Annotated in this window: 28 protein-coding genes; 11 read left to right on the top strand and 17 right to left on the bottom strand. The window is 55.0% G+C overall.

Translation table 11 applies throughout. From position 1 onward, the window contains the following. The first annotated feature begins 1 nt into the window (after nucleotide 1). On the top strand, nucleotides 2-1,003 hold the full coding sequence (gene ltaE, locus NR302_RS06775) for a low-specificity L-threonine aldolase (protein ID WP_258144851.1): 1,002 nt from the start codon (nucleotides 2-4) through the stop codon (nucleotides 1,001-1,003). Between the two features lie 37 nt (nucleotides 1,004-1,040). Here the strand turns inward: ltaE and NR302_RS06770 are convergent, their stop codons facing one another. Beyond that, the gene (locus NR302_RS06770) at nucleotides 1,041-1,865 is read right to left on the bottom strand and encodes an N-acetylmuramoyl-L-alanine amidase (RefSeq protein ID WP_154192082.1); all 825 of its coding nucleotides are present in this window, start codon (nucleotides 1,863-1,865) and stop codon (nucleotides 1,041-1,043) included. Next, the gene (locus tag NR302_RS06765; RefSeq protein ID WP_007887640.1) at nucleotides 1,865-2,185 is read right to left on the bottom strand and encodes a heavy metal-binding domain-containing protein; all 321 of its coding nucleotides are present in this window, start codon (nucleotides 2,183-2,185) and stop codon (nucleotides 1,865-1,867) included. The genes NR302_RS06770 and NR302_RS06765 overlap by 1 nt, the downstream gene beginning before the upstream one ends. 98 nt (nucleotides 2,186-2,283) lie before the next feature. On the opposite strand from NR302_RS06765, the gene NR302_RS06760 reads away from it, so the two are divergent. From NR302_RS06760 to artJ (NR302_RS06735), 6 genes are all read left to right on the top strand, one after another. Further along, nucleotides 2,284-2,823, top strand: coding sequence for a lipoprotein (locus NR302_RS06760; RefSeq protein WP_258144850.1), 540 nt, complete (start codon nucleotides 2,284-2,286; stop codon nucleotides 2,821-2,823). A gap of 239 nt (nucleotides 2,824-3,062) precedes the next feature. Beyond that, complete coding sequence (gene artP / locus NR302_RS06755; protein ID WP_008102444.1) at nucleotides 3,063-3,791, top strand: arginine ABC transporter ATP-binding protein ArtP; 729 nt, start codon at nucleotides 3,063-3,065, stop codon at nucleotides 3,789-3,791. 15 nt (nucleotides 3,792-3,806) lie between these two features. Beyond that, nucleotides 3,807-4,538, top strand: coding sequence for an arginine ABC transporter substrate-binding protein (gene artJ / locus NR302_RS06750; RefSeq protein WP_008102446.1), 732 nt, complete (start codon nucleotides 3,807-3,809; stop codon nucleotides 4,536-4,538). A 6-nt stretch (nucleotides 4,539-4,544) separates the two neighbouring features. Then, complete coding sequence (artQ, locus tag NR302_RS06745; RefSeq protein ID WP_258144849.1) at nucleotides 4,545-5,258, top strand: arginine ABC transporter permease ArtQ; 714 nt, start codon at nucleotides 4,545-4,547, stop codon at nucleotides 5,256-5,258. Nucleotides 5,259-5,260: 2 nt separating this feature from the next. Continuing rightward, nucleotides 5,261-5,929 carry an arginine ABC transporter permease ArtM gene (gene artM, locus NR302_RS06740; protein WP_258144848.1) on the top strand — a complete coding sequence of 223 codons (669 nt, stop codon included), beginning with the start codon at nucleotides 5,261-5,263 and terminating at the stop codon, nucleotides 5,927-5,929. A gap of 132 nt (nucleotides 5,930-6,061) precedes the next feature. Then, nucleotides 6,062-6,793: an arginine ABC transporter substrate-binding protein gene (artJ, locus tag NR302_RS06735; RefSeq protein ID WP_097094391.1), complete on the top strand. Its 732-nt coding sequence runs from the start codon at nucleotides 6,062-6,064 to the stop codon at nucleotides 6,791-6,793. 62 nt (nucleotides 6,794-6,855) lie between these two features. Here artJ (NR302_RS06735) and rlmC read toward each other — a convergent pair whose 3' ends face one another. The 10 genes from rlmC to NR302_RS06685 all read right to left on the bottom strand — a co-directional run bounded on the left by rlmC (nucleotide 6,856) and on the right by NR302_RS06685 (nucleotide 15,615). Next, nucleotides 6,856-7,998 (bottom strand): 23S rRNA (uracil(747)-C(5))-methyltransferase RlmC, encoded by a 1,143-nt coding sequence (gene rlmC / locus NR302_RS06730; RefSeq protein WP_258144847.1) that lies wholly within the window; start codon nucleotides 7,996-7,998, stop codon nucleotides 6,856-6,858. Nucleotides 7,999-8,046: 48 nt separating this feature from the next. Then, nucleotides 8,047-8,514, bottom strand: coding sequence for a YbjO family protein (locus NR302_RS06725; protein ID WP_008102457.1), 468 nt, complete (start codon nucleotides 8,512-8,514; stop codon nucleotides 8,047-8,049). A gap of 85 nt (nucleotides 8,515-8,599) precedes the next feature. Next, on the bottom strand, nucleotides 8,600-9,445 hold the full coding sequence (gene potI / locus NR302_RS06720; RefSeq protein ID WP_008102460.1) for a putrescine ABC transporter permease PotI: 846 nt from the start codon (nucleotides 9,443-9,445) through the stop codon (nucleotides 8,600-8,602). Continuing rightward, nucleotides 9,442-10,398 carry a putrescine ABC transporter permease PotH gene (gene potH / locus NR302_RS06715; RefSeq protein ID WP_008102463.1) on the bottom strand — a complete coding sequence of 319 codons (957 nt, stop codon included), beginning with the start codon at nucleotides 10,396-10,398 and terminating at the stop codon, nucleotides 9,442-9,444. Before potH ends, potI begins: the two co-directional genes overlap by 4 nt. 9 nt (nucleotides 10,399-10,407) lie before the next feature. Further along, nucleotides 10,408-11,541, bottom strand: a complete 1,134-nt coding sequence (potG, locus tag NR302_RS06710; protein WP_008102465.1) for a putrescine ABC transporter ATP-binding subunit PotG — start codon at nucleotides 11,539-11,541, stop codon at nucleotides 10,408-10,410. A 114-nt stretch (nucleotides 11,542-11,655) separates the two neighbouring features. After that, entirely contained in the window at nucleotides 11,656-12,765 is a 1,110-nt protein-coding gene (gene potF / locus NR302_RS06705) for a spermidine/putrescine ABC transporter substrate-binding protein PotF (RefSeq protein ID WP_008102467.1), read from the bottom strand. 372 nt (nucleotides 12,766-13,137) lie between these two features. Further along, nucleotides 13,138-13,617 carry a YbjN domain-containing protein gene (locus NR302_RS06700; RefSeq protein WP_008102469.1) on the bottom strand — a complete coding sequence of 160 codons (480 nt, stop codon included), beginning with the start codon at nucleotides 13,615-13,617 and terminating at the stop codon, nucleotides 13,138-13,140. A gap of 87 nt (nucleotides 13,618-13,704) precedes the next feature. Next, nucleotides 13,705-14,607, bottom strand: coding sequence for a 30S ribosomal protein S6--L-glutamate ligase (gene rimK, locus NR302_RS06695; RefSeq protein ID WP_154153091.1), 903 nt, complete (start codon nucleotides 14,605-14,607; stop codon nucleotides 13,705-13,707). 17 nt (nucleotides 14,608-14,624) lie between these two features. Then, entirely contained in the window at nucleotides 14,625-15,347 is a 723-nt protein-coding gene (gene nfsA, locus NR302_RS06690) for an oxygen-insensitive NADPH nitroreductase (protein ID WP_258144846.1), read from the bottom strand. Between the two features lie 16 nt (nucleotides 15,348-15,363). Continuing rightward, nucleotides 15,364-15,615, bottom strand: a complete 252-nt coding sequence (locus NR302_RS06685) for a DUF1418 family protein (protein WP_008102474.1) — start codon at nucleotides 15,613-15,615, stop codon at nucleotides 15,364-15,366. Nucleotides 15,616-15,784: 169 nt separating this feature from the next. Here NR302_RS06685 and NR302_RS06680 point away from each other — a divergent pair, with 169 nt between their 5' ends. After that, nucleotides 15,785-16,048 (top strand): GrxA family glutaredoxin, encoded by a 264-nt coding sequence (locus NR302_RS06680; RefSeq protein ID WP_007887673.1) that lies wholly within the window; start codon nucleotides 15,785-15,787, stop codon nucleotides 16,046-16,048. Between the two features lie 33 nt (nucleotides 16,049-16,081). Here NR302_RS06680 and ybjM read toward each other — a convergent pair whose 3' ends face one another. Then, nucleotides 16,082-16,453, bottom strand: coding sequence for an inner membrane protein YbjM (gene ybjM, locus NR302_RS06675; RefSeq protein ID WP_258144845.1), 372 nt, complete (start codon nucleotides 16,451-16,453; stop codon nucleotides 16,082-16,084). Nucleotides 16,454-16,707: 254 nt separating this feature from the next. On the opposite strand from ybjM, the gene NR302_RS06670 reads away from it, so the two are divergent. After that, a complete protein-coding gene (locus tag NR302_RS06670) occupies nucleotides 16,708-18,396 on the top strand; it encodes an aspartate:alanine antiporter (protein WP_061717183.1) in 1,689 nt (562 codons plus the stop codon). 352 nt (nucleotides 18,397-18,748) lie between these two features. Then, on the top strand, nucleotides 18,749-19,354 hold the full coding sequence (gene ybjG / locus NR302_RS06665; RefSeq protein ID WP_061717185.1) for an undecaprenyl-diphosphate phosphatase: 606 nt from the start codon (nucleotides 18,749-18,751) through the stop codon (nucleotides 19,352-19,354). A 63-nt stretch (nucleotides 19,355-19,417) separates the two neighbouring features. Here ybjG and NR302_RS06660 read toward each other — a convergent pair whose 3' ends face one another. Continuing rightward, a complete protein-coding gene (locus tag NR302_RS06660; protein ID WP_154192059.1) occupies nucleotides 19,418-20,623 on the bottom strand; it encodes a serine hydrolase in 1,206 nt (401 codons plus the stop codon). Between the two features lie 274 nt (nucleotides 20,624-20,897). Here NR302_RS06660 and NR302_RS06655 point away from each other — a divergent pair, with 274 nt between their 5' ends. Next, nucleotides 20,898-21,554 carry an HAD family phosphatase gene (locus tag NR302_RS06655; RefSeq protein WP_008102483.1) on the top strand — a complete coding sequence of 219 codons (657 nt, stop codon included), beginning with the start codon at nucleotides 20,898-20,900 and terminating at the stop codon, nucleotides 21,552-21,554. Nucleotide 21,555: 1 nt separating this feature from the next. Here the strand turns inward: NR302_RS06655 and NR302_RS06650 are convergent, their stop codons facing one another. From NR302_RS06650 to NR302_RS06640, 3 genes are all read right to left on the bottom strand, one after another. After that, the gene (locus NR302_RS06650; protein ID WP_258144844.1) at nucleotides 21,556-22,689 is read right to left on the bottom strand and encodes a PQQ-dependent sugar dehydrogenase; all 1,134 of its coding nucleotides are present in this window, start codon (nucleotides 22,687-22,689) and stop codon (nucleotides 21,556-21,558) included. A 104-nt stretch (nucleotides 22,690-22,793) separates the two neighbouring features. Then, nucleotides 22,794-23,450 carry a DUF3313 domain-containing protein gene (locus tag NR302_RS06645; protein ID WP_008102487.1) on the bottom strand — a complete coding sequence of 219 codons (657 nt, stop codon included), beginning with the start codon at nucleotides 23,448-23,450 and terminating at the stop codon, nucleotides 22,794-22,796. A 118-nt stretch (nucleotides 23,451-23,568) separates the two neighbouring features. After that, entirely contained in the window at nucleotides 23,569-24,204 is a 636-nt protein-coding gene (locus NR302_RS06640) for a carbonic anhydrase (RefSeq protein WP_007887698.1), read from the bottom strand. Nucleotides 24,205-24,268 lie beyond the last annotated feature (64 nt).

The raw sequence follows: 24,268 nt of genomic DNA, 5'->3' as shown, positions 1-24,268 counted from the left end.
CGTGATCGATTTACGCAGTGATACCGTAACCCGCCCGAGTGCTGCCATGCTCGATGCCATGATGGCAGCCGAAACCGGCGATGATGTCTACCGCGATGACCCCACCGTACACGCACTGGAAGTCGAAGCCGCACGCTTGAGCGGCAAAGCCGCTGCCCTGTTCTTCCCCACCGGCACGCAGGCCAATCTGGTGGCGCTGCTGTGCCATTGCCAGCGCGGCGATGAATATATCGTGGGTCAGCAGGCGCACAACTACAAATATGAAGCCGGTGGTGCAGCGGTGCTCGGCAGCATTCAGCCGCAGCCGATTTTGCACGCCGAAGATGGTTCCCTGCCGCTGGCGGATGTAGCTGCCGCCATCAAACCCGACGATTTCCACTTCGCCCGCACGCGTCTGTTGAGCCTGGAAAATACCCATCACGGTAAAGTGCTGCCGCTCAGCTATCTGGAGCAAGCCTGGACATTCACCCGCGAGCGCAAGCTGGCGCTGCACATTGATGGCGCGCGTATTTTTAACGCTGTGGTGGAACAGAACGTTGAACTGGAAGCGATTGCACGTTACTGCGACACCTTAACCATCTGTCTGTCAAAAGGGCTCGGCACGCCGATTGGTTCGCTGTTATGTGGCGATGAAGCCTACATTGAGCAAGCGCGTCGCTGGCGCAAAATGACCGGCGGCGGCATGCGCCAGTCGGGCATTCTGGCCGCTGCTGGCCTGTATGCGTTAAAGCACAATGTCGCGCGTCTCAAAGACGATCATGACAACGCGGCATGGTTAGGCGAGCAGCTGAGTGCCATCGGTGTTGAGGTGATCAATCAGCACACCAACATGCTGTTTGTGAAGGTGCCAACCGAAAAAGTTGAAGCACTGAAAAGCTGGATGCAGTCGGGCGATGTGTTAATCAGCGTCGGGCCCGTGACGCGTATTGTCACGCATCTGGATGTCAGCCGTCAGGATCTGCAACGGCTGGTCGCGCACTGGCAGGCGTTCCTGCAGCAGTAAACAAACATCGTAGGGTCGCCATTCATGGCGACCACTGCTACTGCGCCGCACCGTACTTCGCTAATAACGCACGCGCAATCGCCAGGGTTTCCGCATCGGCGATGCCGCGATAATCACGCGGTCGGAAATGCATCTGAAACGCCGCAATCAGCTTGCGCTGCATCTGCGGCGTGGTTGCCGCCGGGACGTCGTAGCCATAGCGCTGCAGCGCATCCAGCAATTCTGCATGATCCACGCCCTCATCCGCCGCGCGTCCGTTAAGATAGCGCTGCACCGTTGCCTGCTCGGGCCACGCGCCTAAACCTTGCTCTGCCAGTTGCTGCCACGGAAACAGCGGACCGGGATCCTGCTTACGCTGCGGTGCGATATCGCTGTGTCCGACCACATTTTCCGGCGCGATACCGTAGCGCTGGGTGATGTCTTCCACCAGCGCCATCAGCGCGCTGATTTGCTGCGGCGTAAAAGGCTGCCACTGCAAACCCGTCAAAGTACGACGATAACCGCTGTTAACAATTTCAATGCCAATCGAGGTGTCATTGATGCGCGTTGCGCCGCGCCAGAAACTCGGGCCCGCGTGCCATGCGAGCTGGCTTTCCGGCACCAGCTGCCACACCACGCCCTTGCCGTTTTTCTGCGGCGGATGCTGCGGAATCAGATAGTGCGCGCTAACGTCACGATCGGTCAGCGTCGCCAGCGAACTGGAGAAATCTTCGGCAGTATAGTGAATCACCACCACCTTAATGCGCGGTCGCGCGCCCTGCGCCGGATGCGCGGTATCGACCCAATAACCGTGGCGCGCTTCAATTGATGACTGACAAGCGCTCAGTAACAGCGCCATCGCCAACAGAACCACCACGCGCATTAGCGAATAATCACGGCGGTGCCGGTGACGCTCACCATCAACATGCTGCCCTCTTTGCCCACGGTTTCGTAGTCGATATCAATGCCCACCACCGCGTTGGCGCCGAGCGCTTTGGCCTGCTCTTCCAGCTCTTTGAAGGCGATCTGGCGTGCTTTACGTAACTCTTTTTCGTAGGCGCCAGAGCGGCCACCGACGATATCGCGAATGCCGGCGAAGAAATCGCGGAAAATATTGGCGCCGAGAATCGCTTCTCCGGCGACCACGCCGCAATATTCACTGATGCTGTGTCCTTCCAGCGTGGGCGTTGTAGAAAATTTCATGATGTTCTCCTTTTCTGAATCAGCTCGTAGCGCTTAAAAGCAAGGCTATACTCTATGCTAAAAATGGCGCTTTGCCAGTGAACAATAAGGAAATCGAGATGAGAAACAATGCCTTTGCGCTGCTTATTCCCGCAGCGTTGCTGCTGAGTGCTTGTACCACCGTTGAGCCGGTCATTAAGGATAATGGCCCGCGCACCGCTGCCTGTGTTGAAGGTGGTCCGGACAGCGTGGCACAACAGTTCTACGATTTACGCGTCAGTCAGCCGACACAAGGTTTGCCAGACAGCAACACGTTGGCGAAATATCGCCCTTATCTGAGCGATCACCTGTATCAGAAGCTGCTGAGTGCCAGCAGCCATAACCCGAAACCGGCGGCATGGAGCCAGGGCGATCTCTTCTCCAGCCTGGCGCAAGGCCCAACTTCGGCGGAGGTTGCCAGCGCATCCACCATTCCTAATCGCGACGCGCGCAATATCCCGCTGCGCGTTGAGCTGAGCCGCGATAACAAAACCTGGAAAGATGAAGTGCTGATGATTCACGAAGGCACATGCTGGGTTGTTGATGATGTGCGTTATGTCGGCCAGGTGCCACACGTCGGTGGCGGTTCGCTGACGCAGCTGCTGGAAGCGAAAAAGTAACCGTTTACTTTTCGCGCAGTTAACACCATTGATTAGCGCGCCGCATCCTTGCGGCGCTTTTTGTTGATATTTTGTGAACTAAATAGGGCTCGCCAGCCCTCATCCACCTTGAGTTGCGCGATATTGTGCTACGCTTTGGAGGTTTCACTGCTCTTTAATAAATATTAACCCACCACAATTGCATAACTATTCTGGTGACGTTAAAATCCGCGACACTAATTACTATTCATTTTTTGCGCATGAGTATTCAACTAAACGCCATAAACTGTTTTTACGGTGCCCATCAGGCGCTGTTCGATATCAACCTGGCTTGTCCGCAGGGTGAAACGCTGGTGTTGCTCGGCCCGAGTGGCGCGGGTAAAAGTTCGCTCCTGCGCGTTCTCAATTTGCTGGAGCAACCGCGTTCCGGCAGCCTGCAGATTGCCGGCAACCAGTTTGATTTCACCAAAGCCCCTTCCGACAGCGCGATTCGCGAGCTGCGGCAGAACGTGGGCATGGTATTCCAGCAATACAATCTGTGGCCGCACCTTAGCGTGGTGCAAAACCTGATTGAAGCACCGTGCCGCGTGCTCGGTCTCAGCAAAGATGCCGCGCGTGCGCGTGCGGAAAAGCTGCTGGATCGTCTGCGCCTGACGCCGTACGCCGATCGCTTCCCGCTGCATCTTTCCGGCGGCCAGCAGCAGCGTGTCGCGATTGCCCGTGCGCTGATGATGGAGCCGCAGGTGCTGCTGTTTGATGAACCGACCGCCGCGCTCGATCCCGAAATCACTGCCCAGATCGTCAGCATTATTCGTGAGCTGGCACAGACCAACATCACACAAGTGATCGTCACGCACGAAGTGGAAGTGGCGCGTAAAACCGCCAGCCGCGTGGTGTATATGGAAAACGGTCACATTGTTGAACAAGGCGATGCCAGCCACTTTACACAGCCGCAAACCGACGCGTTTGCTAATTATCTTTCGCATTAAGTCAGGATGCTTCTAATGAAAAAAGTTGTAATTGCTGCCCTCCTTGCTGGCCTGAGCCTCAGCGCTTCAGCGGCACAGACATTGCGTTTTGCTACCGAGGCTTCTTATCCTCCGTTTGAATTCGTCGACTCTGATAACAAAATTCAGGGCTTTGATGTCGATCTGGCTAACGCGCTGTGTAAAGAGATGGATGCGACCTGCACCTTCACCAATCAGGCGTTCGATAGCCTGATCCCCAGCCTGAAATTCCGTCGTTTTGACGCGGTGATGGCAGGCATGGACATCACGCCAGATCGTGAGAAGCAAGTGCTGTTCTCCAAGCCGTACTACGACAACTCTGCCATCTTCATTGCGCAGAAAGGCAAAATGGCTGACGTGGCCGCGCTGAAAGGCAAACGTGTTGGCGTGCAGAACGGCACCACGCACCAGAAATACCTCTCTGACAAGCACAGCGACATCACCGTTGTGCCTTACGACAGCTATCAGAATGCGGTGCTGGATCTGAAAAACGGTCGCATCGACGCCGTGTTCGGTGACACCGCCGTGGTCAACGAGTGGCTGAAGCAGAACGCCAACCTCGCGCCGCTGGGTGAGAAAGTGACGGACAAAGATTACTTCGGTACCGGTTTAGGGATTGCCGTGCGTCAGGGCAACAGCGAGCTGCAGGGCAAGTTCAATGCGGCGCTGGAGAAGATCAAAGCTGACGGCACTTACAAAACCATCTATAGCAAATGGTTCCAGCAGTAATTTCTGATGAATGAAATGATTCCACTCGCAAGCGCCGCCGGTATGACCGTCGGCCTTGCCGTTTGTGCACTGATCGCCGGCCTTGTGCTGGCGATGATGTTTGCTGGCTGGGAATCGGTACGCTGGAAACCGCTGGCGTGGATCGGTACCGCGCTGGTCACGCTGATTCGCGGCCTGCCGGAAATTCTGGTGGTGCTGTTTATCTATTTCGGCGCTTCTCAGCTGCTTCTGACGCTCTCCGATGGCTTCCACATCAATCTCGGCCTGTTCAACATTCCGGTGCAGGTGCAGATTGAAAACTTCGACGTCAGTCCCTTTCTGTGCGGTGTGATTGCGCTGGCGATGCTCTATTCCGCCTATGCGTCACAAACCCTGCGCGGCGCGCTGAAAGCGGTGCCGGTCGGCCAATGGGAATCGGGCCAGGCGCTGGGCATGAAGAAGTCGGCGATTTTTCTGCGCCTGATCATGCCGCAGATGTGGCGCCACGCGCTGCCCGGTTTGGGCAACCAATGGCTGGTTTTGCTGAAGGATACCGCGTTGGTATCGCTAATCAGCGTCAACGATCTGATGCTGCAAACCAAAAGCATTGCCACCCGCACCCAAGAGCCGTTTACCTGGTATCTGGTGGCGGCGGCGATCTATCTGATTATCACGCTATTCAGTCAGTTCGTGCTGCGCCGCATTGAATTGCGCACCACGCGTTTTGAGCGAGGGGCTTAAGCATGCTGGATTACTTACCCGAGCTACTGAAAGGGTTACACACCAGCCTGACGTTAACCGTGGCTTCGCTGATTGCGGCTTTGGTGCTCTCTGTGCTCTGCACCATCGTGCTGGCGCTCAAAGTGCCAGTGCTGAATTGGCTGGTGAAAGGCTATATCACCTTGTTCACCGGCACGCCGCTGCTGGTGCAGATCTTTCTAATCTATTACGGTCCCGGCCAGTTCCCCAGCATCCAGAACGTTCCTTGGTTGTGGCATCTGCTGTCGCAGCCTTGGTTGTGTGCACTGCTGGCGCTGTCACTCAACAGTGCGGCTTACACCACCCAGCTGTTTTACGGTGCGGTGCGTGCCATTCCGTCCGGTCAATGGCAATCCTGCGCGGCGCTCGGCATGAATCGCAAAGATACGCTGCGCATTCTGCTGCCGTACGCCTTCAAGCGCGCCCTGTCGTCCTACTCCAACGAAGTGGTGCTGGTATTCAAAAGTACCTCGCTGGCTTACACCATTACGCTGATGGAAGTGATGGGCCACGGGCAGCTGCTATATGGCCGCACTTACGATATCTCGGTGTACGCTGCCGCTGGCCTGATCTATCTGGTGGTTAACGGCTTGCTGACGCTGATGATGCGTTTGGTTGAGAAGCGTGCGCTGGCATTTGAGCGCCGTAACTGATGCCACCACAACAGGCGCCTGAAACGGCGCCTGTTATCATTTAAATTAATAAGCAAAAATATTGCATATAAATTCATTAACTGGCATCGTGTAACCCGTTCCGTCTCTGGCATGGTTTACAGGAGTTACATAATGAAAAAATGGATCGTTGCTGCTGCACTGGCAACTCTGGCAATGAATGCTTATGCGGCCGAAAAAATCCGCTTCGCCTCTTCCGCAACTTATCCCCCGTTCGAATCCCTTGATCACGACAACCAAATCGTTGGCTTTGATATCGATCTGGCAAAAGCACTGTGCCAGCAGATGAAAGCGGATTGCACCTTCACCAATAACGCCTTCGATAGCCTGATTCCATCGCTGAAATTCCGTCGCTACGACGCGGTCATTTCCGGCATGGACATCACCGCCGATCGCAGTAAGCAGGTCGATTTCACCCAGCCTTACTACGCTAATTCGGCGATTGTGATTGCGCATAAAGGCCAGTTCACCGATTTCAGCCAGCTGAAAGGCAAACGTGTTGGCGTTGAGAACGGCACCACGCATCAGAAATACCTGCTGGAGAAACATCCAGAGGTGATTGCGGTGGCGTATGACAGCTATCAGAACGCGATTCTCGATCTGAAAAACGGTCGGCTGAACGGCGTGTTTGGTGATACGGCTGTGGTGAATCAGTGGCTGAAGGCCAATGACGATCTTAGCGCGGTCGGCGAGCACATCACCGATACCGACTTCTTCGGCACCGGTTTAGGCATTGCAGTACGCAAAGGCAATGAGCCGCTGCTCAACGAGCTGAACAGCGCGTTAGTGGCGTTGAAAGCCAACGGCACCTGGCAGCAGATCAATCAGAAGTGGTTCCCGGAATAAGCATTATGGGATAGCGTGGCGGGCGCCAGACAGGTTCTGCACGTCCTCCGTTCCGGTGAACGCTACGCTGTTCCACCCTTCTCACCCTTCTTAAGCAAGCACAGCACTTCAAAATGCGCAGTATGCGGGAACATATCGAACAGCTGCACGCGGCTCACGTCATACTCCGCCAGACGCGCAATATCCTGTGCCATGCTGGTGGGATTGCAGCTGGAATAGAGAATGTAATCCGGTGCCATTTCACTGAGATAAGCACACAACTCCTCACCAATACCGCGACGCGGCGGATTCACCAGCACCAGCTGCGGCACCGCTTCCCGCGACGTGGCGAACTGGGTGGAATCCAGCGCGGCAAAACTCACTTTTTCTAATCCCAGCTGCTGAGCCGACTGCTGCGCACAGGCGATGGCTTCGGCATTGATTTCGATGCCGGTCAGCTGCATCTCCGGCGTTGCGCAGTGCAGACCAAATCCCCCGACGCCACAAAACAGATCCCACATGCTATTAACCGGCAACTGCGCAACCCAATCACGCGCGGTGGCGTAGAGATCGGCTGCAACCTGTGGATTGGTCTGGAAGAAGCTTTGCGGACGAATATACAGTGGCACCTGATTAAAGCGCTCGGCCAGCGTCTGATCCGGCGTCAGCGCAATCTCTTCATCGCCTTCAAGAATCGCCATATGCACCGGCTGAATATTAGCGGAGATCACCTTCAGCTGCGGCAACTGCTGTTGCAGCCACGGCAAGGCATCGCGCAGCTGCTGCAGCTTACTGGTGGATCGCAGCACAAAACGCAGCATCATGCCGCCCTGCGTACTCTCCGTCAGCAGCAGGAACTTCAGCTCACCGCGTTTACGCACTATGTTATAGGGCGTTAAACCGGCGCGGGCGATAAAGGGTTTGAGTAGCGTGAACACCGCGCTGAAGCTGTCGGGATAGAGCGGACAAGCACAGAGATCGACCGGTTCACCGTCGCGCGACACCATGCCGAAAATCGGCCGCTCCACGCTACCGCTCACCACCATTTTGGCTTTATTACGAAACCCTTGCTGCGCGGATTGCACCGGCGGCAGCCATTCGCCTACCGGCCTCTCAGCCAGCAGTTGTTCCAGCAGCGACTGCTTGTCGTTGAGCTGTTGCGGATAGGGTTTTTCCAGCCACTGGCATGAACGACAGCGACCGGCATCATAAAGCGCGCAATGCATGCAAATGCCTGTATTCAGAATCGGGAGAAAAAATGGGGGGCGATTGTATCACCGGTGCCGGAAAAAAGCGCGACTGCTAGCGGGCACAAACAGTAGCGCTAGCACCAGCACATCCGGCAGCTTTTGCAGCAGCGTGTGATGAATGATCTGCGCATTACTTTCGCCGGGGATGCTGAAAATTTCCGGGTAGATCCAGCCCACCGATGCCATCAACATGTAGATCAGCACAATGATTTGCGTCGCGACATAGCCCCAGCGCCCACGATTATTGCCGCGCATCAGGGTAAAGGCGCAGCGCAGTTCAAACAGGAAAATCAGCTGGCTGGCGATAAAGATCAGTGTGGAATCCCAGGCTTGCGCGCTGCGATGCACGAAATTGGCAAGTTCGTCGTAACCCAGTTCGTTGGCCAGCATCAACACGCTGAGGCAGCGCGTAATGATGATGGCGCAGCCCGCCACCATTACCGGCACCGGCGTAGCGTTAATCATTGAACCGTGTTTCAGGGTTTCCGACATGGTATTGCTCCGTAACTGAGGTGCGCATAAATGCGCACCCTACGACGTAAGGTCGCCATTAATGGCGACCTTAATGTTACGGCGTTCAGCCACGTTTTGCTTTCTGAATATCGCGTAAACGCTGCTTTTCTTCGTGCGCCATAAAGCGCCAGGCGATAAAACCGACTAAACCGACGACAAACAGAATCAGCGAGGCTAAAGCGTTGATCTCTGGATTGACGCCACGACGCACGGTAGCGAAAATCGCCATCGGTAAAGTGGTCGCGCCTGGGCCGGTTACGAAGCTGGCAATCACCAAATCATCCAGCGATAGAGTAAACGCCAGCAGCCAACCGGTGACGATAGCGGGCGCGATCATCGGCACGGTGATCACGAAGAACACTTTCACCGGCGTGGCGCCGAGATCCATCGCCGCCTCTTCAATCGAGCGATCCAGCTCGCGCAGACGCGAGTTGATCACCACCGCCACGTAAGCGGTACAGAAGGTCACGTGCGCCAGCCAGATAGTCAGCATGCCGCGATCGCTCGGCCAGCCAAAGGTATTGCCCATCGCCACGAACAGCAGCAGCAAGGATAAACCGGTGATCACATCGGGCATTACCAGCGGCGCCGTCAGCATAAAGGCGAAACCGTTATGCCCACGGAAGCGACCAAAGCGCACAATCACCACCGCCGCCATGGTGCCAAGCACCACCGCCATGGTGGCTGAGAGCGCGGCGATGGTCAGGCTGAGACCCACCGCATCCAGCATCGCCTGATCCTGAAACAGCACCTTGTACCAGTGGAACGAGAAGTTCTCCCACACCGTAACCAGCGGCGAACTGTTGAAGGAGTAAACCACCAGCAGCAGCATCGGCGCATACAGGAACATAAAGCACAGCACCAGAATCACGGTGCGCCACGGAGAGCGAATGGTCGGTAACTGGCTCATTCTTTCTCTCCCACTTCACGGTTCTGGTGCTTGTGGAACCAGATAATTGGCAATATCAGAATCAACAGGATGATCACCGCCAGCGCGGACGCTACCGGCCAATCGCGGTTGTTAAAGAATTCCTGCCACAAAATACGCCCAATCATGATGCTGTCCGGACCGCCGAGCAGTTCCGGGATCACGTACTCACCGACCGCCGGAATAAACACCAGCATTGAGCCAGCAATAATTCCGCCTTTGGTCAGCGGCACAATCACGCTGAAGAAGGTTTTCAACGGACGTGCGCCGAGATCCAGCGAGGCTTCCACCAGCGAATAATCAATACGCGTCAGCGCGGTATAAATTGGCAGCACCATAAACGGCAGATAGCAGTAAACGATGCCGATATACACCGCCGTGTTGGTGTAGAGGATCACCAGCGGATGATCGATAACGCCGAGCCACATCAAGAAGCGGTTGAGAATGCCGTTGTTGTTGAGCAGGCCCATCCACGCGTACACGCGCACCAGGAATGAGGTCCACGACGGCAGGATCACCAGCAGCAGCAGAATAGTGCGCATCGAAGGCTTGCTGTGCGCCACCGCCCACGCCAGCGGATATCCGATCATCAGGCAGATAATGGTGGAGATGCCCGCCACTTTCAGCGACGTCAGATATGCGTCGGCATACAGCGGATCGTCGGTCAGCGTGAAGTAGTTACCGAGGTTGAGCACCAGATTGAGCTCGCCATCGGCCCAGGTGACCAAATCGGTGTACGGCGGAATGGCGCGCGCAATATCGGCGAAACTGATCTTTAGGACGATCAGGAACGGCAGCAGGAACAGCAGGATCAGCCACAGATACGGCAAGGCAATCACCAGCTTGCGGCCATGCTGCATCTTGATGCGCGTTGCCCAGCGCTGCAGCGGCGTGCCCACCACTTCGGGCTCGCTGCGTTGAGAAATCTGGCTCATATCGCCCCCTTAAACCGTCAGAACCACACAGCTGTCGGCGTCCCAGCAGAGACGCACTTCATCGCCCCACGTTGGCGCGCCTTTGCGGTAGCGATGGGCGTTTTGCAACTGTGCGCTGATCATCTGACCGCTGCGCAGACGCACGTGATAAATCGACAGGTCGCCGAGATAGGCGATGTGAACCACTTCACCCACGGCAAAGTTACAGCCATCGGCAGGCACTTCTTCGCACAGCATCACTTTTTCCGGACGCAGCGCCACGTGCACCGGCACGTTATCCACCACTGAGACATCGGTCTGCACTTTCAGCGGATGCACTAAGCCTGGCGCGTCAATGATCAGCGCGTCTTCACCGCGCTCGCGCAGCAAGCCTTCAAACACATTCACTGAACCGATGAACTCCGCGCTGTAGCGGCTGGTTGGATGCTCGTAGATCTCTTCCGGCTCACCAATCTGCACGAATTTGCCACGGTTCATGATGGCGATACGGCCCGCCATGGTCATTGCCTCTTCCTGATCGTGCGTTACCATCACGCAGGTAGCGCCGACACGCTCGAGAATATCGACCACTTCATGCTGCATGCGATCACGCAATTTTTTATCCAGCGCGCCCATCGGTTCGTCGAGCAGCAGCAGCTTAGGGCGTTTCGCCAGGCTACGCGCCAGCGCCACACGCTGACGCTGACCGCCAGAGAGCTGATGCGGCTTACGCTTCGCGAATTCCTGCATGTGCACCAGCGACAGCATCTCTTCGACGCGGCTAGTGATTTCGCCTTTCGGCAGTTTGTCCTGCTTCAGGCCAAAGGCAATGTTCTGCTCCACCGTCATGTGCGGGAACAGTGCGTAGGACTGGAACATCATGTTGATTGGGCGCTGATACGGCGGAACATGGGAGAGATCCTGGCCATCCAGCACAATCTGGCCGCTGGTTGGCGGTTCGAATCCCGCCAGCATGCGCAGCAAGGTCGATTTGCCACAGCCGGATGCGCCCAGCAGCGCAAAAATCTCACCTTTGTAAATGGTCAGACTGACATCATCCACGGCGTGCTGGCCGTCAAAAGATTTGGTCAGGTTGCGAATTTCCAGCAGCGGCGTCATCGCCTTAGCCGTTTTATTTGGGGGGCGGGGAATCGCGTCGTTCACTAACATTTCTCCGGCGCTAAAATCGCGCGGCACAGCCAGCCGCTAAAAATGGCACAACAGAGGCCATCACTGCGCCTCTGCTGTCGTCTTCAGGCAATAATCGTTCAGAACGAATTACTTACCACTTTTTACTTTAGTCCATGCACGGGTACGCACACGATCCAGTTTCGGATCCTGGACCTTGAGCACAAACAGTTTGGCCATGGCATCCGGCGTTGGGAAAATGCCCGGATTGTTACGCACGTCCGCATTGATCAGCGGCAGCGAGGCTTTGTTACCGTTGGCATAGTTCATGTTGTTGGAAACATCAGCGATGACTTTGGGATCCATCATGTAGTTGAGGAATTGATACGCCCCTTCCACATTTTTCGCGTCTTTAGGAATCGCAAACATGTCGAAGAACGCCAGTGCGCCCTGCTTCGGCACGATGTAGCCCAGATGCACACCGTTGTTGGCTTTATCCGCGCGATCTTTCGCCTGCAGGATATCGCCCGACCAGCCAATCGCCACGCAGATGTTGCCGTTCGCCAGGTCGTTGATGTACTGCGACGAGTGGAAGTAACGGATGTTTGGACGCAGTTTCAGCAGCAGATCAGTCGCCGCGCCAGAGTAATCTTTCGCGTCAGAGCTGTTTGGATCTTTGCCGAGGTAGTTCAGCACGGTAGCGAAGATCTCTTCCGGTGCATCAAGGAAGGAGACGCCACAGCCTTTCAGTTTTTCCAGGTTTTCTGGTTTCAGCACCAGATCCCAGCTATCCAGCGGTACATCTTTGCCCAGTGCGGCTTTCACTTTATCGACGTTGTAGCCGATGCCAGTAGTGCCCCACAGATAAGGAATTGCGTATTTGTTACCCGGATCGTGCTGGGCTACTTTCGCCATCAGATCGGGATCAAGATTTTTGTAGTTCGGCAGCTTGCTCTTATCCAGCTCCTGGAACACGCCCGATTGCAGCTGACGCGCGAGGAAGCTCGACGACGGCACCACCACGTCATAACCGGTGCTACCGGCCATCAGTTTGCCTTCCAACACTTCGTTGGAGTCAAAGACGTCATAAACCACTTTATCGCCGGTCTGCTTTTCGAAGTTCGGCACGGTATCCGCCGCGATATAATCGGACCAGTTATACACATGAACCGTACTACCTTCGGCCTGCGCACCGCCGGCCGCAGCCATCAATGCACCAGCAACCACACCTGACAACCATTTTTTACGTTGGTTGAACATGTTTTACTTCCTCCTGAGCGGGTCATCACAACGCTGCATACACGGCGATCCGGACGTTGCGTTTTCTGTTAAATCACAGGCACACAATGAATCAATATTCAGCGGGAGTTTAATAGCAAAAACCTATACCTGCGCTGAGGTTGCACGTCTCAAGCAGCCCCGCAAGAATAGCCCCCCCGCACCACCTGCACCAGATCCCAGCTTAAAAAACGCCTTTTCGCGATAAGTTATGCATGTTTCTGCTATGGGGTTTGGCGTTAGTGGCATAAAGCACGACTAATATCTGGCAATAAAGGGCAAAGTGCAGAATAAAAAGTGGTGGGGCAAAAATGAAAACTGCCGCAAAAAGCGGCAGTTAGCGAGGCGGGGAACTCAGTGCAGCATCGCGTGGCTGCTGGAGCTGGGTTGTCGCTCCTCTTCTTCTTCTACCACCAGCAAGTGGTTAGCAAAGGCTTCCATGATCACCATAGAAACGCCCTCTTCACTTTGCTTCATAAAGTGGGAGAACTGACCGAAGGTTAATCCGGCGCTGGTACTGATCGACTGGCAGACAATCAGCTTCGGCAGATTGTCGTCCTGAATATCAACAAAGGCTTTAATGGTCAGCGAGCTGGCGTTGATCTGCGATAAATCGCCTACCAGCGGAATCAGCGCCGTCGGTTTTACTTCTGCCAGCGCGGAGAAGAGGATAACGTTATCCACCAGGTCAATTTTTGCATCAAACACCCCGTCAAAATTCTGCATATGCGGCAGATGCAGTGCCTGACAGGCATCGCATTCGAACCAGGTGATATTTTGTTGATCCAGCCAGCGACGCAGCACGTCAATGTCCGGAACGACCAGTGAATCCATCGTAATATCCTGTGGGGTGAAGAAATGAGCGCCTTAGCTTACGGAAAAACCGATCTGGATGCCACGAAAACCGCTGAAAAGCGCGGGTTAGCCGCCGGTTTTAGGACGATAGCCGGGGCAGGCGTGCTGCTCAATCCACTTGATCATCATGGTGGCGATATCTAAACCGGTAATGCCCTCAATTCCTTCCAGTCCGGGCGAGGCGTTCACCTCCATAACCAGCGGTCCACGATGGGCGCGCAGGATATCCACGCCAGCCACCTCAAGCCCCAGCGTGCTGGCGGCTTTTACCGCGATATCCCGCTCCTTTTCGGTGATCTGCACGGCGCGCGCTTTACCGCCGCGATGCAGATTAGAACGAAAATCGCCCTCTTTCGCTTCGCGCTCAATCGCCGCCACCACTTCATTGCCAATCACCAGGCAGCGAATATCACGTCCTTGCGCTTCCTTAATGAACTCCTGCACCAGAATATGCGCATTGAGGCCACGAAAAGCGTCAATGACGCTCTCCGCCGCCTGCCGCGTTTCCGCCAGCACCACGCCGATGCCCTGCGTGCCTTCCACCAGCTTCACCACCAGCGGCGCACCGCCCACCATCGCAATCAAATCATCGGTATCATCCGGCGAGGAGGCAAAACCGGTGATCGGCATATCAATGCCTTCACGCGCCAGCAGCTGCAGCGAACGCAGCTTGTCGCGCGCGCGGGTAATAGCGACTGATTCATTGAGGGGATAGCTGCCACGCACCTCAAACTGGCGCAGCACGGCGGTGCCGTAAAAGGTGGTGGCGGTGCCAATGCGCGGGATCACTGCATCAAAATGCCCAAGCGTCTCGCCGCGATAGTGCACCGCCGGTGAATCGGAATTGATGTTCATGTAGCAGGAGAGCGGATCGATGATCTGCACTTGATGACCACGCTCCTCCGCGGCGTCGCGTAGACGCTTACACGAATAGATCGATCCATCGCGGGTGAGAATGGCCATTTTCATTGCAGAGTTCCTTGTGCTTAGCGCGTCGCCCAACCCTGCTGATGCAGGTAATCCAGTATGAAGGGACGCGTTTCTTTAATAATCAGGCGCTGAATCAGCTGGCTCCAGGTTTCGGAACGCTGGTTGCTATCACGTTGCTGATAATAGGCAGTAATTTGCTCATCGTACTGTGCCAGCACCTTTTTATCGACGGGCTGATAACTATTTTCATGCACCAGCATCGCTTGCGGCATACGTGGCTTGACGTCTGGCGCATCAGCTGGATGACCGACGCAGAAGCCAAACAGCGGCAACACAAACTTCGGCAGCTCCAGCAGCTCGGTTACTTCAGCGATGCTATTACGAATCCCGCCAATGAATACGCCGCCAAGGCCCAGCGATTCCGCCGCCACCATGGCATTTTGCGCCATCAGCGCGGTATCAACGCAGCCGAGCAGCAGCTGTTCAGCGCGCCCGAGTTGCGCGTCTGGGCAGATCTGCTGATGACGATTGAAATCCGCGCAGAACACCCAAAACTCCGCTGCCGCGCTGACCCAAGGCTGGCCGCCGGTCAGCTGTACCAGCTGCTCGCGCTTTGCGGGATCGGTAATACGAATAATCGAGGAGCACTGCAAAAAGCTGGAGGTCGAAGCCGCTTGTGCCGCTGCAATAATGGCGCTGCGTTGCGCCTCATCAATGCCCTGTTCGGTAAAAGCGCGAATGGAACGGTGGCTGCACAGTAAATCGATAGTCGGCGTCATAAATCCTCTCCGGTGGTTACTTCTTTTTGTTGGAATGATTGAACAATTGTGGAGCCATCGCCTTCGCCGTGCGCCACATCATCATCCACGCGGCAGGCAGCATCAACGCGATGCCGAGAAAAAACAGCAGCGTCGCCAGCGGCTTTTTCGCGATGAAGTCAGGTGCGCTCACCCAATCGTTGGTGAGCAACAATGCGCCAATCACGGCAAGCACGCCGAGCACTTCGAGCAATAACACGGGTTTCGGTAATGTGGCGAGATCACGCATGCGAGGGTTCCTTGGCGTTCATTCAGTTTTAGCGTCTGCATAGGCAGCAGGTATCAGAATAACAGGTAACTTCTTCTTTCATTAAGCAGGATGGGCGGGCATGATGTGACGCATTATTCACGCTGTGATGTGATTCTAGTCACAAAACAGCAGCGGAAGGAGAGAAGCAATGATTGCAGTGATTTTTGGCCGTTCTAGCTGCCCTTACTGCGTACGTGCGAAAGAGTTGGCCGCCAAGCTGACCAGCGAGCGCGACGATTTTAACTATCAGTACGTTGATATTCAGGCCACCGGCATTACTAAAGCCGATCTGGAAGCCCGTGCCGGCAAGCCGGTAACAACCGTGCCGCAGATTTTCCTCGACGATCAGCACATTGGTGGTTACACCGAATTCGCTGCCTGGACCAAAGAAAACCTGGGTATCGAAGCGTAAGAGAACGGGCCTGCGGGCCCGTTTTTATTGGTGCTATTCGGCACGCATCGCCAGCATAATCCGCAGCAAGCGCACCAGCAGCGCACCACATCCCGCCCAAAACAGCGCACTTAAACTCCAGGCCACAACCAACAAGCCGCTATGCGTCATTGGCACCGCCAGCATTAACCACATCATGCCCAGCAGCGTACCGCCCAGCGCCACCCACAAGGTGCTGATCAGCGGACTTTCCGGCTGCAGTAGCGCCATCAAACATCCCGGCAGTAAAAACAGCAGTAATTCTGGTTGTCCGCGCACGGCTTGTTCACTGGCGGCGGCCCAGAAATGATGTGCATAAATAAACACCAGCGTATAAAGCATCACGCCCAGAATGGATGCTGGCCAGCGATTATTGCGCTGCAACATAATTATCCTCAACTTTGACGTTAACAATTATGAAACTTTTTCTGCCCTGATGCGCACGACTGGAAATAAAAAGAAACAGCTGGAGGCGAAAGGAATGAAAACTGCCGATAGCTGAGGGTGTTAATTATGATTAGAATGACGCCGCTTTAGATTTCGGCTTGAACGCTTTTGTTGCAGGAACCTTAACGTTCGGCACAAGATAGCGAAAAAAGGTCCTCTCATCAACTGGTTACAGGTTAAGAAGAAGTTAAACCGTGAACATTAACGTCGCAGAATTGTTAAGCGGAAATGACGTTCTGTTATTATTTGTCGTTTTAGCACTCGGACTCTGCTTAGGTAAATTACGCCTCGGCTCGGTCCAACTCGGTAATTCCATTGGTGTCCTGGTTGTTTCGTTGATTTTAGGTCAACAGCATTTCGCCATTAATACTGACGCATTAAGTCTTGGCTTTATGTTGTTTATTTTTTGTGTCGGCGTGGAAGCCGGACCTAACTTTTTCTCGATATTTTTTCGCGACGGTAAAAATTACTTCTTCCTGGCGATTGTCATGGTGGTCAGCGCGCTGTTAATCGCCCTGACGCTTGGCAAAGTATTCGGCTGGGATATTGGTTTAACCGCAGGCATGTTAGCCGGTTCGATGACCTCGACGCCGGTGCTGGTGGGCGCTGGCGATACGCTGCGGCAAAGCATCAGCGACAGCCATCAGCTCACGTTGATGCAGGATAATCTCAGCCTCGGTTATGCCCTCACCTATCTGGTAGGTTTAGTCAGCCTGATTTTTGGCGCACGCTATTTGCCGCGCCTGCAACATCAGGATCTACCGACCTGTGCGCAGCAAATCGCACGCGAGCGCGGCCTCGACGCCGACAGTCAGCGCAAAGTGTTTCTGCCGGTGATTCGCGCCTATCGCGTCGGCCCGGAACTGGTGGAGTGGAGCGGCGGCAAAAACCTGCGCGAGCTGGGCATTCATCGCCAGACCGGCTGCTACATTGAACGTCTGCGCCGCAACGGCATTCTCGCCAGCCCGGACGGCGACGCGATGCTGCAGCTGGGCGACGATATCTCACTGGTGGGCTATCCCGATGCGCACGCGCGTCTTGATCCCAGCTTCCGTAACGGCAAAGAGGTGTTCGATCGCGATCTGCTGGATATGCGCATCGTCACCGAAGAGATCGTGGTGAAAAACCACAACGCGGTGAACAAGCGCCTGAGCCACCTCAAACTGACCGATCACGGCTGCTTCCTCAACCGCGTGATTCGCAGCCAGATCGAGATGCCGATCGATGACAGCATTATGCTCAACAAAGGCGATGTGCTGCAGGTAAGCGGCGAAGCACGCCGCGTCAAGAGCCTTGCCGATCGCATTGGTTTTATCGCCATTCACAGCCAAATCACCGATCTGCTCGCCTTCTGCGCCTTCTTTATCGTCGGCTTAATGATCGGCATGATCACTTTCCAGTTTAGCAATTTCAGCTTTGGCATCGGTAATGCCGCCGGTTTGTTGTTCGCGGGCATCATGCTCGGCTTTATGCGCGCCAACCATCCGACCTTTGGCTATATCCCGCAGGGTGCGCTGACGATGGTGAAAGAGTTTGGTTTGATGGTGTTTATGGCGGGCGTTGGCCTGAGCGCGGGCAGCGGTTTGCAGCACGGTTTTGGCAGCGCCGGAGCATTGATGCTGGTGAGTGGCTTACTGGTGAGTTTGCTGCCGGTGGTGATTTGCTATCTGTTCGGCGCTTATGTACTGCGCATGAACCGCGCGCTACTGTTTGGTGCCATCATGGGCGCACGCACCTGTGCGCCGGCAATGGAGATCATCAGCGATACCGCGCGCAGCAGCATTCCAGCCTTAGGCTATGCAGGAACTTATGCGATTGCTAACGTTTTGCTGACGCTGGCTGGCACCTTGATCGTGATAATCTGGCCGCTTTTGCCTTTATAAAAATATTTTCGCGCTGTCCAGAACTTTCTTTGGGGGGCGCAGTCTGAATAAGTGCCACTGCTTTTCTTTGAAATCCCCAAATTGTGGAGCCCGCCGGTCACTGACTTGCGGGTTTTTTTATGGCTATTTCGCCAGCTTGCCAAAATCCCCTTCGTCATCCTCTTGCTACGCCCTGTTTTAATTAAACCGTCACGCAACTTTCATCAAAGTTAAACACTCCAACAACCCGCAATAAGTTTAAGAGCGCGACTATGTACTCATCAGTGGCCCGCTTTTAATCTATCCAGCTTATTTTGCAGCCATATTTGCGCTGCTGTTTTTCGGGTAAACAAGACGAGGACAAGGAATCGTGATGGAAGCACTGAACCACACGCTTTTTTTATGGATCAACGCCACGCAGGATTCGCCACAGTGGCTGATCAGTCTGGCGACCTTTATCGCCAAAGATGTGATTGCCATCGTGCCGCTGCTGATTGTGGCGCTGTGGCTGTGGGGACCGCGCGAACATGTTCAATCGCAACGCGCGCTGGTGTTGAAAACCGGCATGGCGCTGCTATACGCGCTGAGCATCTCATGGTGCGTCGGCCAGCTGTTGCCACATCCGCGTCCTTTTGCCATAGGATTCGGGCATCAGTTCTTATCTCACGCCGCAGATGACTCTTATCCGAGCGATCACGGCACCACCATTTTTACCTTTGCGCTGGCATTTATCTTCTGGCATCGCTTGTGGTCGGGCGTGCTGTTACTGGTGATCGGCAGCGCCATTGCGTGGTCACGCGTCTACCTTGGCGTGCACTGGCCCATGGATATGCTGGGCGGCTTTTTGGTTGGTTTGCTGGCGTGTCTGGCATCGCACATGGCGTGGCAGCTGTATGGCGAGCGCATGCTGGCGTTTACGCATCAGGTGTATCGCGCACTGTTTGCTATGCCGATTAAGAAAGGGTGGATACGTGAGTGAGGGATGAGGTCGCCATGAATGGCGACCCTACAACACGGTGCGCTTGATGCGCACCGTTTTTTATTAACTAAACCACTTCCCGAACCAGCCGTGGAATTTCATCATAATGAAGTCCCAAATCCGGCCAATAAAGCCGCCTTCCGGCACCGCTTCCATCGCCACCAGCGGGCGTTGTTCAATGGTTTTGCCATCCAGCTGGAAATCGATAGTGCCCACCACCTGATTCTTCTCCAGCGGCGCTTCCAGCTGCGGTGAATTCAGAGTAAAGCTGGCCTTGAGGTTTTTCATCTGCCCTTTCGGCACGGTGATGGCAGCGTCTTTTGCTACACCGAGATTCACCTGACTATGATCGCCAAACCATACGCGCTGCTGTGCAAACGGCTTGTCGGCCTTAATCGGCGTCACGGTTTCATAGAAACGGAAGCCCCACGTCAGCAGCTTCTCGCTTTCACGGAAACGGGTAGCATCGGTTGCCGCACCGAGCACCACGGAAATCAGGCGCATATCACCTTCGGTTGCCGAGGCCACCAGATTATTGCCTGCGCCGGAGGTGTGACCGGTTTTAATACCATCCACCTTCAGATTAGTGCTCCACAGCAGACGGTTACGGTTCATCTGCTTAATCTTATTGAAGGTGAACTCTTTTTCGCTGTTAAGCGCATACTCTTCCGGTACATCGCTGATCAGGCGCTGGCCGATAATCGCCATGTCACGCGCGGTGCTGTATTGTCCTTCAGCGTCCAGGCCGTGCACCGTCATAAAGTGGGTATTTTGCAGGCCGAAGGCTTTGACGTAGTTGTTCATCAACCCAATAAACGAATCCTGGCTGCCCGCGACATAATCAGCCAATGCGATACAAGCGTCGTTGCCAGATTGAATCACCACGCCTTTATTCAGTTCAGAGACCGGAATGCGATCGCCAGGCTTGAGGAACATCAGCGATGAACCGCGCAGTTTGGGATTGCCAGTTGCCCATGCATCCTGGCCGATAGTGACCATGTCATCGTTGGTAATCTTGCCCGATTTCAGCGCCTGGCCGACCACATAGCTGGTCATCATTTTGGTCAAACTGGCGGGATCGAGGCGCTGATCGGCATTGGATTCCGCCAGCACTTTGCCGCTGTTGTAATCCATTAAGATCCAGGCTTTAGCGTCTATCTGCGGAGCGGCTGGAGCTTGTTCTGCCAGCGTTGAAATAGGAATGAAAAGTAATAATAGTGACGATGCAGCCAGCGGCCGCCATGCAGTAGCGAAGGTGTTTTTTCTCATGAGGATGACCAGATTGTCCTTGTTAAATCTTGGTTTTTTGCAGATAAGACATGTCTCATCCCACGCTAACGGTTCAGGCCAGCGAAAAAAACCGTCCAATCGTAAAGTTTTATAGAGTTTATTAGAGTAACCCTGGCACCAACCGCGCAGCGCCGCCACTTTTGCCCATCTGACTATTGAAAAATTTTGCGTGTAATTCCGATTTTTCGCAGAACGGTTAAGCCAGTCACAAATTTCCGCTAACCTGAATTCAGTCAGCCTGAGGAGAGCCGCGATGGACTTAGCCATTTTCGATTTGGACGAAACCCTGATTTGTGAAGACAGCACCAGCCTATGGCTGCGCTGGTTGGTTTCACAGGGATTTGCCCCCGAAGAGATCATCCAGCAGGAGAAAATCCTGATGGAAAAATATCACACTGGTACGTTATCGATTGAAGAGTACATGAATACCACGCTGGCGCCACTCGCCGGTATGGCCACTATGACCGTTGAAGGCTGGGTACGCCGCTTTATCCATCGCGACATCATGCCGCGCGTGTTCCCCGCCGCCCGCGAGCGCATTGAGTGGCATCAGCAGCGCGGCGATACGGTAATGATCATTACTGCCAGCGGCGATCATCTGGCGGTACCGATCGCCGAGCGCCTTGGTGTTCACGGCGCACTGGCAATTGGCGTTGAAGTGGTGGATGAACGCTACAGCGGGCAAACTTACGGCACCATGACCTATCGCGAAGGCAAAGTGACGCGCCTCAGCGACTGGAAAGCGTTACAGCAGGATCAACGCTTTGAACGCACCTGGGCTTACAGCGATTCAATGAATGATTTACCGCTGCTGGCGCATGCCGACCATGCATGGGTGGTGAATCCCAATCCGCTGCTGCTGCAGGAAGCACAGCAGCGCGGATGGGAAGTGTGTAACTGGGCGCGCTAAGTTAACCGCGTGGGGCGCTGGCGGCGTCTGGCAGCCCCACTTTTAGCAGCTTGCCGTTAGACTCATCGGTTAGCACGTAGAGATAACCATCCGGGCCTTGTCGTACATCACGAATACGTTCGCCACGATCCTCCAGTAAGCGCTGCTCCTCCACCACTTTCTCGCCATTCACCTGCAAGCGAATCAAACTCTTCTCCTTCAGCGCGCCGATAAACAGTGAGTTTTTCCACTGCGGGAAGCGCGCGCTGTTATAGAACGCCATGCCGCTGATGGCCGGCGAGACTTTCCAGTAGTGCAGCGGTTGCTCGGTACCTTCGACTTCACTGCCTTTCGCTTCCGGCACTTTCTCTCCGCTGTAATCAATGCCGTACGTCGCCAGCGGCCAGCCGTAATTTTTGCCCTTCTCCGGGATGTTTACCTCATCGCCGCCGCGCGGGCCGTGTTCGCTTTCCCACATTTGCTGCGTCCACGGATTGAGCGCCAGCCCTTGCGGATTGCGCATGCCGTAGGACCAGATCTCAGCGCGCGCGCCCTGGCGATTAACAAACGGGTTGTCCGGCGGGATTTCACCGTCTTTGGTCAGACGCACGATTTTGCCGGAGAGCTTATCCAGCTGCTGCGCGCTGCTGCTGGCGAAGTTGTCACCGAAGGCGATATAGAGAAAGCCCTGACGATCAAACGCCAGTCGCGTGCCGATATTGGCGCCACTCGACAGCTTTGGCGTTTGCTCCAGCACCACTTTAAAGTCGCTCAGCTGGCGGTTGTCATTGCTTAATCGGCCATAACCCACCACGCCGCCGGCGCGACCGCTGGCATCGGCGGTGGTGTAGCTGAGCCACACGCGGCGGCTTTGGGTAAAGTCCGGCGCCAGCACCACATCCAGCAAGCCGCCCTGACGATTCGCCCACACCTTCGGCACGCCGCCGATCGGTTGCGACAGGCCTTTGCCCGGCTGCCAGCTGCGCAGCTGGCCGGATCGTTCAGTAATTAACAGCGTTTGATTGTCGGGCAGAAAAGCCACGGACCACGGATGATCGAGCTTGTCCTGTAGCAACTGAACCTGCACATCGGCGGCGAATAACGGTAAGGACGTGCTTAAAGCGCCAAACAGCAGCGCGGCGGGCAGTAAACGCATGGCATTCTCCTTTATCACGGTCTGCCGTTAAGGGTAGTCAGCGCGTGACAAAGGATGTGCAGGATTTACAAAACATTAAGCCCGGCACACGGCCGGGCACAGGTTCACGGCACGGAGAACGCCAACGTGTCGCGCACCATCTCATCGATGCCTGGACGGAGATCGGTGAGGGTAATTGGCGTGTTGTTATTCGGTAGGGTTTTGCCGAAGGCTTTGCGCACTACTTTAATCATCGGCTTGCCGGTTTGTGCATCCACCGCTTCGATTTCGAGGAACAGCGAGCTCTCTTGCGTGCGATGTCCGGTGGCCGCCATGGTGCTGGCAACAACGGCGGCAATCGGCACCACTTCGTAGAACTGCACGCCTTCATTCTCTGCCGATACCGCCGTAATCGCCGCTTTCACCAGCAACGTACGCGGGCCTTTGGTGGTCACCAGCGGCTTGCGTTCAGAAATCGCCCGCTTCAGCTGGCTATCGGTGTAACTGCGCACCTCATCCAGCGTTTGCTGGCTGATACGCGCAGTCGGGTGCGCCGCCGGATAATAGACCACCGGCGTGTAAACCACGCCTCGATAATCAGCATCGTGATAGTCGGGAGAGATCCAGCGCAGCGTCGGTTTACCGCTTGGCGATTGGGTCGATTGCAGCTGACTATAATCGCCGAGGAAGCCGGAATATTGTTTTTTGTCGGCCACATGAGAGGTACAGCCCGCAGCCAGCAGCGCCAGCGTTAACACGGGAACACAAAGGGGAAATCGCATGAGAGAGCCCTTATCAGAGGTAATTGCTTCTCAAGTGTAGAAGTTGGTTTTCAGCGCGGGAGGAAATATTAGCGAAATGCGAGGAAAAACCACCTGCATTGCAGGTGGTTAGGCGGAATTACTCGAAGCAGGTTTCCGGGTTTTCCGACAGTGAAATAAAGGATTCACCGCCTTTGGTCAGCGCAATGATGCCACCGCTCTCAATATCATAAACCCACCCGTGCAGGCGCACTTTGCCTTTACGCAGCGCGACCGCCACAGAAGGGTGTGTTTTGATATTGTGCAGCTGCGCGATCACGTTCTCTTTCACCATTTCGTTGAGACGTTTCTCAACCGAATCGTAGTTGCGCTCTTCCACCACCGCTTTCGCCGCGTTGGCGTAGTGCAACCAGTGATCAACCGCTGGCATGGTTTCCAGATCGGCATTGGAAGCAATCGCGTTCATGGCACCGCAGTTGGAGTGACCACAAATAATAATTTCGGTCACGCCCAGCGCCACTACTGCGTACTCAATGGTGGCAGACACGCCGCCCGGCTCTGGACCAAACGGTGGCACGATATTACCGGCGTTACGGATCACGAACAGCTGACCCGGCTCCGACTGCGTCACCAGCTCTGGCACCAGACGGCTGTCTGAGCAGGAGATAAACAGGGCTTTGGGATTTTGGTTGGATGCCAAACTTTTGAAAAGATCCTTCCTTTCAGGGAACACATTCTGTTGAAAATTCAGAAAACCTTTGACGATCTCTTGCATATGTCTGCTCTCACATTATCCACTTCTGCCCTGGCAGTGAGGATTCACTATCAGTGCGATTTGA

Origin of the sequence: Pantoea sp. SOD02, assembly GCF_024707505.1 — a bacterium.
In the GTDB taxonomy this organism is placed as follows: Bacteria; Pseudomonadota; Gammaproteobacteria; order Enterobacterales; family Enterobacteriaceae; genus Pantoea; species Pantoea symbiotica.
The sequence above is the reverse complement of the archived record's forward strand: the minus strand, read 5'-3'. Positions and strand labels throughout refer to the sequence as shown.

Excerpts from the sequence above, each read along its gene's own strand:
- NR302_RS06640 (WP_007887698.1), bottom strand. The coding sequence starts at position 24,204 with ATGCAAGAGATCGTCAAAGGTTTTCTGAATTTTCAACAGAATGTGTTC.
- artJ (WP_008102446.1), top strand. The coding sequence starts at position 3,807 with ATGAAAAAAGTTGTAATTGCTGCCCTCCTTGCTGGCCTGAGCCTCAGC.
- artJ (WP_097094391.1), top strand. The coding sequence starts at position 6,062 with ATGAAAAAATGGATCGTTGCTGCTGCACTGGCAACTCTGGCAATGAAT.
- artP (WP_008102444.1), top strand. The coding sequence starts at position 3,063 with ATGAGTATTCAACTAAACGCCATAAACTGTTTTTACGGTGCCCATCAG.
- artQ (WP_258144849.1), top strand. The coding sequence starts at position 4,545 with ATGAATGAAATGATTCCACTCGCAAGCGCCGCCGGTATGACCGTCGGC.
- NR302_RS06660 (WP_154192059.1), bottom strand. The coding sequence starts at position 20,623 with ATGAGAAAAAACACCTTCGCTACTGCATGGCGGCCGCTGGCTGCATCG.
- ybjG (WP_061717185.1), top strand. The coding sequence starts at position 18,749 with ATGGAAGCACTGAACCACACGCTTTTTTTATGGATCAACGCCACGCAG.
- rlmC (WP_258144847.1), bottom strand. The coding sequence starts at position 7,998 with ATGCATTGCGCGCTTTATGATGCCGGTCGCTGTCGTTCATGCCAGTGG.
- NR302_RS06725 (WP_008102457.1), bottom strand. The coding sequence starts at position 8,514 with ATGTCGGAAACCCTGAAACACGGTTCAATGATTAACGCTACGCCGGTG.
- potH (WP_008102463.1), bottom strand. The coding sequence starts at position 10,398 with ATGAGCCAGATTTCTCAACGCAGCGAGCCCGAAGTGGTGGGCACGCCG.
- ybjM (WP_258144845.1), bottom strand. The coding sequence starts at position 16,453 with ATGTTGCAGCGCAATAATCGCTGGCCAGCATCCATTCTGGGCGTGATG.
- artM (WP_258144848.1), top strand. The coding sequence starts at position 5,261 with ATGCTGGATTACTTACCCGAGCTACTGAAAGGGTTACACACCAGCCTG.
- NR302_RS06655 (WP_008102483.1), top strand. The coding sequence starts at position 20,898 with ATGGACTTAGCCATTTTCGATTTGGACGAAACCCTGATTTGTGAAGAC.
- NR302_RS06770 (WP_154192082.1), bottom strand. The coding sequence starts at position 1,865 with ATGCGCGTGGTGGTTCTGTTGGCGATGGCGCTGTTACTGAGCGCTTGT.
- NR302_RS06680 (WP_007887673.1), top strand. The coding sequence starts at position 15,785 with ATGATTGCAGTGATTTTTGGCCGTTCTAGCTGCCCTTACTGCGTACGT.
- NR302_RS06650 (WP_258144844.1), bottom strand. The coding sequence starts at position 22,689 with ATGCGTTTACTGCCCGCCGCGCTGCTGTTTGGCGCTTTAAGCACGTCC.
- NR302_RS06760 (WP_258144850.1), top strand. The coding sequence starts at position 2,284 with ATGAGAAACAATGCCTTTGCGCTGCTTATTCCCGCAGCGTTGCTGCTG.
- nfsA (WP_258144846.1), bottom strand. The coding sequence starts at position 15,347 with ATGACGCCGACTATCGATTTACTGTGCAGCCACCGTTCCATTCGCGCT.
- potF (WP_008102467.1), bottom strand. The coding sequence starts at position 12,765 with ATGTTCAACCAACGTAAAAAATGGTTGTCAGGTGTGGTTGCTGGTGCA.
- NR302_RS06700 (WP_008102469.1), bottom strand. The coding sequence starts at position 13,617 with ATGGATTCACTGGTCGTTCCGGACATTGACGTGCTGCGTCGCTGGCTG.
- NR302_RS06685 (WP_008102474.1), bottom strand. The coding sequence starts at position 15,615 with ATGCGTGATCTCGCCACATTACCGAAACCCGTGTTATTGCTCGAAGTG.
- NR302_RS06645 (WP_008102487.1), bottom strand. The coding sequence starts at position 23,450 with ATGCGATTTCCCCTTTGTGTTCCCGTGTTAACGCTGGCGCTGCTGGCT.
- potI (WP_008102460.1), bottom strand. The coding sequence starts at position 9,445 with ATGAGCCAGTTACCGACCATTCGCTCTCCGTGGCGCACCGTGATTCTG.
- NR302_RS06765 (WP_007887640.1), bottom strand. The coding sequence starts at position 2,185 with ATGAAATTTTCTACAACGCCCACGCTGGAAGGACACAGCATCAGTGAA.
- rimK (WP_154153091.1), bottom strand. The coding sequence starts at position 14,607 with ATGAAAATGGCCATTCTCACCCGCGATGGATCGATCTATTCGTGTAAG.